The sequence below is a fragment of the Pseudomonas sp. 2835 genome (assembly GCF_050435905.1).
Taxonomy (GTDB): Bacteria; Pseudomonadota; Gammaproteobacteria; order Pseudomonadales; family Pseudomonadaceae; genus Aquipseudomonas.
On record NZ_JBNDLE010000019.1, the window covers coordinates 100,882 to 110,891 of the forward strand.

Annotated in this window: 8 protein-coding genes; 3 read left to right on the plus strand and 5 right to left on the minus strand. The window is 61.7% G+C overall.

Annotation, left to right across the window (positions count from 1 at the left end; translation table 11 throughout):
- Positions 1–5: 5 nt before the first annotated feature.
- Positions 6–1,220, minus strand: a complete 1,215-nt coding sequence (locus ABIE20_RS22455) for a GAF domain-containing sensor histidine kinase (protein WP_429507408.1) — start codon at positions 1,218–1,220, stop codon at positions 6–8.
- Positions 1,221–1,407: 187 nt separating this feature from the next.
- Between ABIE20_RS22455 and ABIE20_RS22460 the strand changes: the two genes are divergently transcribed.
- A complete protein-coding gene (locus tag ABIE20_RS22460) occupies positions 1,408–1,731 on the plus strand; it encodes a DUF2025 family protein (RefSeq protein WP_429507409.1) in 324 nt (107 codons plus the stop codon).
- 34 nt (positions 1,732–1,765) lie between these two features.
- Here ABIE20_RS22460 and ABIE20_RS22465 read toward each other — a convergent pair whose 3' ends face one another.
- Entirely contained in the window at positions 1,766–3,208 is a 1,443-nt protein-coding gene (locus ABIE20_RS22465) for an amidase (protein ID WP_429507411.1), read from the minus strand.
- Between the two features lie 105 nt (positions 3,209–3,313).
- Here ABIE20_RS22465 and ABIE20_RS22470 point away from each other — a divergent pair, with 105 nt between their 5' ends.
- Positions 3,314–3,895 (plus strand): TetR/AcrR family transcriptional regulator, encoded by a 582-nt coding sequence (locus ABIE20_RS22470; RefSeq protein ID WP_429507412.1) that lies wholly within the window; start codon positions 3,314–3,316, stop codon positions 3,893–3,895.
- Here the strand turns inward: ABIE20_RS22470 and ABIE20_RS22475 are convergent.
- The gene (locus ABIE20_RS22475; RefSeq protein ID WP_429507414.1) at positions 3,892–6,474 is read right to left on the minus strand and encodes a bifunctional diguanylate cyclase/phosphodiesterase; all 2,583 of its coding nucleotides are present in this window, start codon (positions 6,472–6,474) and stop codon (positions 3,892–3,894) included. The genes ABIE20_RS22470 and ABIE20_RS22475 overlap by 4 nt on opposite strands.
- 58 nt (positions 6,475–6,532) lie before the next feature.
- Positions 6,533–7,606: a diguanylate cyclase gene (locus tag ABIE20_RS22480; RefSeq protein WP_429507421.1), complete on the minus strand. Its 1,074-nt coding sequence runs from the start codon at positions 7,604–7,606 to the stop codon at positions 6,533–6,535.
- A gap of 129 nt (positions 7,607–7,735) precedes the next feature.
- Between ABIE20_RS22480 and ABIE20_RS22485 the strand changes: the two genes are divergently transcribed.
- A complete protein-coding gene (locus tag ABIE20_RS22485) occupies positions 7,736–8,836 on the plus strand; it encodes an MBL fold metallo-hydrolase (RefSeq protein WP_429507415.1) in 1,101 nt (366 codons plus the stop codon).
- Here the strand turns inward: ABIE20_RS22485 and ABIE20_RS22490 are convergent.
- Complete coding sequence (locus tag ABIE20_RS22490; RefSeq protein WP_429507416.1) at positions 8,833–9,726, minus strand: formate/nitrite transporter family protein; 894 nt, start codon at positions 9,724–9,726, stop codon at positions 8,833–8,835. The genes ABIE20_RS22485 and ABIE20_RS22490 overlap by 4 nt on opposite strands.
- Between the last annotated feature and the right edge of the window lie 284 nt (positions 9,727–10,010).

Here is a 10,010-nt window from a genome sequence, read left to right on the forward strand (position 1 = left end):
GGCATTCATGGGCTGGCTGGTGCAGTTGATTCAGGCACAACTCGATCCAGTGGCAGGCGGAAGGTAAACAGCGTACCGGCCTCAGCGCTCGATACCACCTCCATGCGCCCGCCGTGGGCCAGGGCAATCTGGTTGGCGATATACAGGCCCAGGCCCAGGCCCGGTTGCGGTGCATCGTCACGGGGCCGCGAGAAGGGCTGGAACAACTGGCCCATCACCTGCGGCGCAATGGGCTCGCCCAGGTTGTGTACGCCGAGAACGAACACCTGCTCGCGGATATCGGCCATGACATCCACCGGGCTGTCGGCCGCGCCGTGGGTAAGGGCGTTGGCGATCAGGTTGGACAACAGCTGGGTGACTCGTTCGCGGTCGCAGTGCATCCCACCGAGATCACCGATGTTCAGCCGAATCAGGCGCTGCGGATGCACCCGTTGCAGCTCCGAAGCCACGTGGCTGAGGGCTTCGGCCAGGTCCGGGCAGGGTTGGACGTTGATCATGATGCCGTTGCCCAGGCGGCCGCGGGCAAAATCCAGGACATCACGTACCAACTGGTTGGCACGCCGCCCGCAGGTCAGGATGTGCTGGGCGATGGCGCGGCTTTTTTCATCCTGCAGGCGCTGGCTGAGCAGTTCCGCCCCGGCGGTAATGGCAAATAACGGGTTGCGCAGGTCATGGCCGAGCACGGCGATGAACTGTTCGCGCAAGTCGGCGATGGCCCGTTCTTCTTCCAGCGCCTGCTCGGTTTGCTGGGCGCTCTCTTCGCTTTCGATCTGGATCGACAGCACCCGGGCGAAGGACTCCATCATCGGCTGGATGGCGCTGCCCTTGAGTTCGGCGGGTAGCGGGTCGAGGGCGCAGATGGTGCCGAAGAAGCTGCCGTCGGTGCGAAACACCGGCACCGAAATATAACTTTCGAACTTGTAGATGCGCGGGGTGTGGTGGTTGCAGTACCGCTCGTCTTCGCTGGCCTTGTCGATCACGATGGTCTGGTGGCTGGCGCGGATTTCATGGCACAGGGTGGTGATCAGGTCCAGCTCGCCGCCGACCTCCAGGCCAAAGCCCAGCGAGTCGAGTACCGCACAGGCCGTCCAGCTGCTGTCGGTGACCCGGGCAACGGCGGCGAAGCGCATGCCGGTGGTCTCGCAGATTACCTGCAGGATGGCCGGTACTGCGTTGATTCGGCTGATCGTGGCGATATCGGAAGTGACGGCGGTGCTCATGAATCATCCACGTTCGCTGACTACAGGGAGGCGTTGAGAAAGATAAGTCTAGCGAGCAACTGCCCCTTGGGTAAAAAAATCCTTTACCGAATGCGATGAATTTCCATTAACCTTGGCCCCGAGTTGCCCAGCAGAGCGCAACCCCTCTCGCCCAGCGTGCCAATCCCCTTTTCAAGTGAGGTTTGACATGCACATCACATCCCAGGACATCTGCGCCGCCGCCGACCAGCTCAAGGGCTTTGTCGGTTTCCACCGCAAGCTTGGCAAGCACATCGTGCGCTTCAGCGAAGACTCGTTCGGTATGGACGTGGCTGATGACAGCATCACCCCTAGCAACGAGTTCGTCTGGCAGGCCGCCGAGGGCGAGGTCATGACCTTGAGCCGCGCCTTGATCGAGATCCTCTTGGCGCAGAACGTCGATGAAAGGCTCAATGTTACCGAGCCGCTGCGGGTCTACCTGCGCCGCAAGGATTTGCCTGAGATCGCCGCGCAGCGAAGGCTTCAGGCCTGAGTGGCCGCATCGCCGGCCTTGCCGGCGATGCTTTTCAACTATGCGCTGCCCAGACCGGCGCGACTCGCCCGCGCCATGGCAGCGCCTGCTCCAACTGCCCGGCCAGGCTCAGCAACAAGCGCTCACCTGCAGCCCCTGCAGTAAACTGCATACCCACCGGCAAGCCGCTGGCCCGATCCTGATACAACGGCAGCGACATCGACGCTGTGCCGCAAATGTTGGCCAGGGCGGTGAAGGGCGAGTGGTTGAACACCCGGTGCATCCAGGCCAATCCATCAAGCTGCTCCTGGCCGGCGTTATAGACACCAATGACCGGCGGCAACTGGCTCAGGGTCGGGCTCAGCAACAGGTCAAAACGCTTGAAGAACCCGCCTAGTTGCCGGCTGACCTGGTTGCGCTGGTCCAGCGCCGCTAACAGGTCAGTCGCCGACAACGCCTGGCCATAACGCTGCAGCGCCAGGGTTGCCGGCTCCAGCCAGTCAGCGTCGAGCGGGCGCCCCGTTTCGCTACTCAGGGCATCCAGCCAGGCTGCGGTATTGCTGGCCCAGAATCGCGCGTTCATCTCGACGAAAGCATCCCACGACAGGCCGATGTCCAGGTCTACCTGCTCGCACTGGTGGCCAAGACTTTCAAGGGTGCGGACCAGGTCCTGCAGCGCCTCGACCATCAGCGGGTCGCTGCGCTGGCCATTGAGCGGATGCAGCTGCACGGCAATTTTCAACGGGCGGGGCGCTTGCTTGAGCGCATTCAGGTAACTCTCTTGTGCGGGCGCCAACTGGAACGGGTCACCCGGTTCTGCCCCGGCCATGCAATCGAGCAGCAGGGCGCTGTCGCGCACCGAACGGCTGAGCACACCCTGCACTGCCAGGCCGTTCCAGGCCTCGTCCATGAACGGCCCCATGGAAATCAACCCGCGGCTGGGCTTCAAGCCAAACAAGCCGCAGGCTGCAGCCGGCACCCGGATCGAACCACCGCCATCGGTGGCATGGGCCACCGGCACCATGCCGCTGGCTACCGCTGCTGCCGAACCGCCGCTGGAGCCACCGGCGCTGCGGTTGAGGTCCCAGGGATTGCGAGTCGGGCCGCACAGGCGCGATTCGGTGGTGGTGCTGATCGCCAGTTCCGGGGTGGTGGTGCGCCCCAGGGTGACCAGCCCGGCCCGGCGAAAACGCTGCATCAGGAAGGAATCGGCAGAGCTGCCCGTGCCTTGTGCCAGGCGACTGCCGAATTCGTGGGCACGGCCGCGCATGCTGATCGCCAGGTCCTTGAGCAAAAACGGTACGCCATGCAACGGGCCGTCAGCGCAGGATGGCAGCGGTTCGTCGCACCAGTGCTCGGCCAGGGCATTGACCTTAGGCTCGACATTGGCGATAGCCTGCTGCGCCGCCGCATGTACTTCACTGACACTGACTTGTCCGTGGGCAATCAGCTCGGCCAGGCCGATGGCATCGAATTGCACATATTCACTCACCTTCATTGCGCACTCCCGTGACAATTGACGATAAAATACCGATGGGTATCGAGCGATACTCATGAGTATAGAGTGATACTGATTAGTATCGTCGTCAACTGGAGTCTGCCCATGCGTTCGCAACGAATCGCCCGCTTGCCCCCGCGCGAGCGGGTCCTTGATGCCGCCCACGAGCTGTTTTTCAACGAGGGCATCAGCCGCGTAACCGTCGATGCCATTGCCGCGAAGGCAGAAACCACCAAGATGACCGTGTACCGCCATTTCGAATCCAAGGACGTGCTGGTGCTGGAGTGGTTGCGCTTGTTGATGGCCGAATATGACGAGCTGTGGGCGCGTCTGGCCGAACAGTTCAACGGCCAGCCGGCGCGGCAGATCCTCGGATTTGCCGAATTTCTGGTCCAGGAACCTCTGCTGTCTTCGCACCGTGGCTGCGCCTACACCAACACCCTGGCTGAACTGCCGGTGTGCGACAGCCCGGCGCGCGAGTTGATCGAGGCGCACAAACGCCGGCAGGCGGCACGCCTGGTGCGCTTGTGTGAAGAGGCCGGGATGGCCGAGCCTGCGCAGGCGGCATTCGAGTTGACCTTGCTGCTTGAGGGGGTACAGATCGTGGCGCAGAACAAGGGCTTCGACCAGGTCGGCCCGAACCTGCTCAAGCTGGTACGGGCGCGGCTGGGGTTACCCGCAGCCTAAGAGACATCGGCGCGGCTGTTTTCGCCAGATTGCAGCAGCGCCTCGAAAGCCAGTTTGTCGATCGGTTTGCTCAGGTAGTAGCCCTGCACCTCGTGGCATTGCTCCTTGCCCAGGGCCTTGAGTTGCTGCTCGGTCTCCACCCCTTCGGCGGTCACGGTCAGGCCCATGGCCTTGCCCAGGTTGATGATCGCCTGCACCACGGCGCGGTCGTTGCCATCGCTGCTGAGCCCGGCAATAAAGCGCTTGTCGATCTTGATGCTGTCGAACGGGTAGGTGCGCAGGTAGCCCAGCGATGAGTAACCGGTGCCGAAGTCATCCATGTTCAGGCGCACGCCCAACTCCTTGAGCGCGTTCATGGTGCCCAGCGCGCCTTCGATATCATTGAGCATCACGTTCTCGGTGATCTCCAGCTCCAGGCGCTGGGCCGGGAAGCCGGTCGCGACCAGAATCTCGTGAACATCCCTGACCACATCGCTGCGCGAAAACTGCGCAGGCGACAGGTTGACCGAGACCAGCAGGCCGGCGGGCCAGTTGCGTGCGGTTTCGCAGGCTTCGCGCAGCACCCAGCGGCCCAGGGGCACGATCAGGTCGGTCTGCTCAGCCAAGGGGATGAAAGTGTCCGGGCCCAGCAGGCCTTCGATTGGATGCTGCCAGCGCACCAAGGCCTCAACCGAGACGATCTCGAGGGTTTCGAGGCGGTAGCGGGGCTGGTAGTGAAGGATGAACTCGTTGTTTTTCAGCGCCTTGCGCAAGTCGTTTTCCAGTTGGCGACGGTACTGGATCTGCTCGTTCATCTCCGGCGAGAAGTAGCGCCAGGTGTTCTTGCCTTCGGCCTTGGCCTGATACAGGGCGATGTCGGCGCAGCGGATCAGTTCGCCGGCATCGAAGCCCTGCAGGCGGGTTTGCGCCACACCGAGGCTGGCGCCGATATGCAGGGCCTGTTCTTCGAAGTAGATCGGCTGGTGCAGGCTGTCGATCAAGCGCCCGCAAAAACGATCGATTTCGTTGCGACTGTCCATGTCGTTCATCACCAGCACGAACTCGTCGCCGCCCAGCCGCGCAACCAGGTCGCCGTCACGGGTCGATTCGCGCAGGCGTGCGGCTACCTCAAGCAATACTGCGTCGCCGGCGGCGTGGCCGAGGGAATCGTTGATCGGCTTGAAACTGTCCAGGTCAAGCAGCAACAAGGTCAATGGAGTGGCGTCCTGACCCTTGAGCAACGCCTGGTCAAGAAAGCGCGAGAGCTTGTTGCGGTTGGCCAGGCCAGTCAGTGCGTCGTGCATCGACAGATGCTGGATACGGGCATGGGCAGCCACTTCATCGGTAATGTCGCTGGCGGTGCCGCGATAGCCGACCCGCTTGCCATCGAACACAATCGCGCGCGCCGAGACCCTGCAGAAGCGCACCTGGCCGGTATGGTCGCGGTAGGCGCAGCGCAGGTTGGCGACCTGCTGCGAGTCGGAATCGGCCTGGTTGTCGAGCCACTGGATCAGCGGCGTGGTCTCGCAACTGAGCAACTGGTTAAGCGGTTGGCCCAGCCAGTCCTCGCTCTGAAATCCGGTCACGGCGACGAAGCGCTGGGACAGGTAGCTGAGGCGGTGATGGCGGTCGGTTTCCCAGATCCAGTCCGAAGCCGCCTCGGCCACTGCGCGAAAGCGTTGCTCGCTGGCCTCCAGCGCCTGGTTGCTGGCCTGCAGACGGCGCAGGTTGGCGTCGATTTCCCGTGAGGTGCGCAGGGCATAGCGGAAGAAGTACACCATCAGCAGGCCAAGCACGAGCATGGCGCCCAGCAGCGGCGGCAGGACTGCCCAGAGCAACTGGTCGCCGGGGCGTGGGGTGATCCAGTCTAACCGGTAGCCGGTGTCGCCGAGCATCAGGCTGGGCTGGTCCGCCAGCGGCGCGCCGGCTTTTTCGATGTGCATGCCCTTGAGCCCGACGCCGTTGCCCAGGCGGGTGAGTTTGTCCGGGGTCAGTTGATCGACGAAGAGCATCACCGAGGTGGTTTGCGGGTCGATGCTCAACACTTCGTCATCCGGGCGAATGGCGGCAGCCACCAGCACGGCGGGCCAGCCGTTGAACAACACATGCTCGGTGATCTGCTGGCGTTCGGCAGCCACGTTGCGCGCCTTGGCGATGATCGGTGCCAGTGGGTTCTCTATATAGGTGCCTGCCGGCGCCTTGCTCAACTGTCCCTTGAACAGGGCGTATTTGGTGCTCTGGTCATCGACGACGAACACCCCTTCATAGCCACTGGCGGTGTACAGCGAATCGCCGACGTTTTTCTCTTCATACGCCCAATGCAGATCGGGGCTGCCATTGAGGTGATCGTAAGCGGCGTTCCACACTGCATAACTGGAGAGGAACTGGCGGGATGATTGCAGGCGCTGGTCCAGGGCTTTATGGGCGTAAAAGCTGCTTTTTTCCTGCTCGTTGGCATTGAGCGTGCTGGCAATGTTGAACAGCGCTCCCAGGGCGATCAGGCAGGCCAGGGCGAACAGCGCAGCGATAGCGGCAATGAGCTTGCGCGTCTGCAGGCTGGGGCGCTGGCTGGTTGGCGGAGCATCGGCAATCCTGTCCATACGCGGGCTGATCCTTTATGAAGCTGCATCCCTGCGGCCGGGCCGCAAGGACGAACGTTCAGTCAGGATAGGCCAGCTTCAGCGCGCTGAGGTCCGAATGGGCGAAATTGACCTGGTTACGCCCGGCTTTCTTCGCGCAATACAGGGCTTTATCAGCTTCATTGAGCCAGGCTTCCGGATCGGGCAGGGCCTCGTTGCAGCTGGCCAGGCCGATACTCAGGCTGATGCGCAGCTCCGGCAACTGCGGATTGCGGTAGCTGCCGACCCGCTCGCGCAGGCGTTCCATGGCCTGGGTGGCGTGTTCGAGGCGAGTGTCGGGGAGGATCACGCAGAATTCGTCACCGCCATAGCGCCCGGCCAGGTCATCCTCGCGCAGGGTGCGTTTGAGCTCGTTACTCAATTGGTGCAAGACGCAATCACCGACCACATGGCCGTAGGTGTCATTGATGGCCTTGAAATGGTCGATGTCGATGATTGCGATCACCGCTTCACGGCGTTGCTGCTGGCAGATCTGGAATTTGAGCTGCAGCAGGTCTTTCCACGAGCCGTGATTGAGCAGGCCGGTAAGGCTGTCGGTGCGGCTCAGGGCGCTGAGCCTGCGCTTGTGTTCGGACAGCTTCATTGCCAGGCGATAGCAGACCCAGCCAACCGCCATGGGGTAGAGGGTGAGCATCGGCAGGCAGGCATAGACTTGCAGGGTGGTTGCGTGCAGTTGCAGCCCGGGGCCGAACAGGGCAATCGACACCAGCATGCCCAGGCCCTGGATCAGCAGGCCCTTGAAGAACAGACGCTGGCCGCCGGCTGCGAAGTTGTTCATGGCCATCATTGCCAGGATGGTCACGCTGGGCAACGGATTGAACTGCAAGGTGGCGGTCCAGAACCCGCCCATCAGCGAGTCCAGTAGCAGGTTACGGTATTCAGCGTGGTACGGGACGTTGGCGCGCAAGGCAAATTGATAGGCCAGGTGCGGCCAGAGCAGGCCGTTGAACAGCAGCAAACCCCACACCCATGACGGCACAGGCAGGCTGGAAATCCCGGCCATTACGCTGAGCATGCCGATCCCCAGGCCGATGATGCGCGGCAGGTAGATCCGTTTTACAAATGAAAGTCCCTTGCCGCTTTTCTTTTCCATCATGGATGCTGGTCTGTTCCGGGGCGCCGTTTATCGCATAATTGCTGTCAATATTGTTGAACAATCGCAGGCTGTTGAAAAATGGCCTTACAAGCCATTTCACGGTTGATGCAATCACTGTGAGGTACCATGAAACTTACCTTCATCCTTGGAGTGTTTCTGCTCATGGCCCCACTGACTCCCCAGGCCGGTGAACCGGCGCAACGCCAGGATGGGCGCTATCGCAACCAGGCACAGTTGCCCCAGGACGGGGTAATGAAAAAACTGCGCATCGGCCTCAAGTACCTGTTCCTGAAAAAGCCCGCCGATACCCGCCCCAGTGTCAGCATCGCCGTGCAGCCGCTGAGCCGCCTGCAGTTGCTTGAAGCCCCGGACCACAGCGTCTGGCGTCTGGGGCATTCCACGGTACTGCTGAAACTGCGCCAGCGCTTCTTCATTACCGACCCGGTGTTCGCCGAACGGGCCTCGCCAGTGCAGTGGGCCGGCCCCCGGCGCTTTCATCAACCGCCGCTGAAACTCGACGAGCTGCCGCCGTTAACCGCGGTGATCCTCTCCCATGACCACTTCGACCACCTCGACGAGCAGGCCATACGCCAACTGGCCGATAGCGCCGAGCACTTCATCGCACCCTTGGGTGTGGGCGATATTCTGATCGGCTGGGGCGTGCCGGCGGATAAGGTCAGGCAGCTGGATTGGTGGCAGGAAACCAGCGTTGAAGGCGTGCGATTTGTCGCCACCCCGGCGCAGCATTTTTCCGGTCGTGGCCTGTTCGACAGCAACAGTACCTTGTGGGCTTCGTGGGTGATGATAGATGACCAGCTGAAAGTGTTCTTCAGTGGCGATACCGGCTATTTCGACGGCTTCAAGGAGATCGGCAAGCAGTTCGGACCCTTCGACCTGACCCTGATCGAAACCGGCGCCTATAACGTCAACTGGCCCGACGTACACATGCAGCCCGAGCAGAGCCTGCAGGCGCACCTTGACCTGCGCGGGCGCTGGTTGCTGCCGATCCATAACGGTACCTTCGACCTCTCGACCCACAGTTGGCATGAGCCCTTCGACCGTATCCTGGCCCTGGCCAATGCGGCCCAGGTGCCATTGAGTACGCCGCAGATCGGCGAGCGGGTCAGCATCGAACAGCCGCATAGCGGGCCGGCCTGGTGGCAGCCCAAGCCACAACGAGAGCTGCGCAAGGGCGGCGAACGGGTGCTGGCAACGCGAGAGCCCTAGGGTTTCTTGCCTGTCGGTGGTTGTTTCTGCGGCTCGCGGCGGGGCAGGGCGGAGGGCGGCTTGCCGCTATCGCTGCGCACCTGGGCGTGGCTGATCAGAGCGAATATAAAGCTGCCGCCAATGATGTTGCCGATCAGGGTCGGCGCGGCGAAGTCCAGCCAGAATGCCGCCCAGCTGACTTCTCCGGCCCACACCAGGTAGGACACTTCCACCGAGCCTACGACGATATGGGTGAAATCCCCCAGGGCCATCAGGTAGGTGATCATCAGGATGATCCAAACCTTGGCGCTCTCCATCGACGGGATCATCCACACCATGGTGGCGATCATCCAGCCCGAGATGATGCCCTTGGCAAACATCTGGTTCAGGTCGTTTTCCATTACCTTGCGGCCGACATCAAGAAAGGCGACGTCGGTCTTGCTGTCGAAGATCGGCAGGTTGAGCATCACGTAGGACACCAGGATGGTCCCGGCCAGATTACCCAGCAACACGACCGACCATAACCGCAGCAAGCGGCCGAAATTGCGCAGGCTCGGCTCGGTCATTACCGGCAGCACCGCGGTCAGGGTGTTTTCGGTAAAGAGTTGCTGGCGGGCGAGGATCACTGCGAGAAACCCGGCCGAGTATCCGATGCTGGCAATCACCTGGCTGCTGTCGCCCTCGGGCAGGCGCGAATAGAACAGCCCCATGGCCATCAGCGAAAGGCCCATGGTCAGCCCGGCGGCCAGTGCCGACCAGAACAGCGCAGCGATAGTACGCTCCAGTTCCTGGTCACCCTGGTAACGAATGATCTCGTGCAATACCGCCGCGCGGGGAGGCTGGTTGTGGCTGACTTCCTGCTCTTCGTCCGCAGACAGGCCCGGGGTCTTGCCGCTTTGCGCTTCACTCATGGCGGTGGCTCATCTAATAGGGATGTCTTATCTACAGATCAACGCCGCTTTGAATAGTTGCCTGCTTCTATAAAGGACGGTAGCTGCAAGCTACAAGCTGCAAGCTACAAGTTGAGCGCGGTGCTGCTGCTTTTACTTGCAGCTTGCAGCTTGTGGCTTATAGCCAAAACGCCCCCGCTGAAACAAAGTTGAAATAAACCCTTGACGCCCCCGCGGATGTGTCTATAATTCGCCCCACTTCCGGCGCAGTCGGAACTGAAAACTCCTTGAGTTTCAAAGAGTTA

Coding starts and splice junctions, on each gene's coding strand:
- ABIE20_RS22455 (WP_429507408.1), bottom strand. CDS start 1,220: ATGAGCACCGCCGTCACTTCCGATATCGCCACGATCAGCCGAATCAAC.
- ABIE20_RS22460 (WP_429507409.1), top strand. CDS start 1,408: ATGCACATCACATCCCAGGACATCTGCGCCGCCGCCGACCAGCTCAAG.
- ABIE20_RS22465 (WP_429507411.1), bottom strand. CDS start 3,208: ATGAAGGTGAGTGAATATGTGCAATTCGATGCCATCGGCCTGGCCGAG.
- ABIE20_RS22470 (WP_429507412.1), top strand. CDS start 3,314: ATGCGTTCGCAACGAATCGCCCGCTTGCCCCCGCGCGAGCGGGTCCTT.
- ABIE20_RS22475 (WP_429507414.1), bottom strand. CDS start 6,474: ATGGACAGGATTGCCGATGCTCCGCCAACCAGCCAGCGCCCCAGCCTG.
- ABIE20_RS22480 (WP_429507421.1), bottom strand. CDS start 7,606: ATGGAAAAGAAAAGCGGCAAGGGACTTTCATTTGTAAAACGGATCTAC.
- ABIE20_RS22485 (WP_429507415.1), top strand. CDS start 7,736: ATGAAACTTACCTTCATCCTTGGAGTGTTTCTGCTCATGGCCCCACTG.
- ABIE20_RS22490 (WP_429507416.1), bottom strand. CDS start 9,726: ATGAGTGAAGCGCAAAGCGGCAAGACCCCGGGCCTGTCTGCGGACGAA.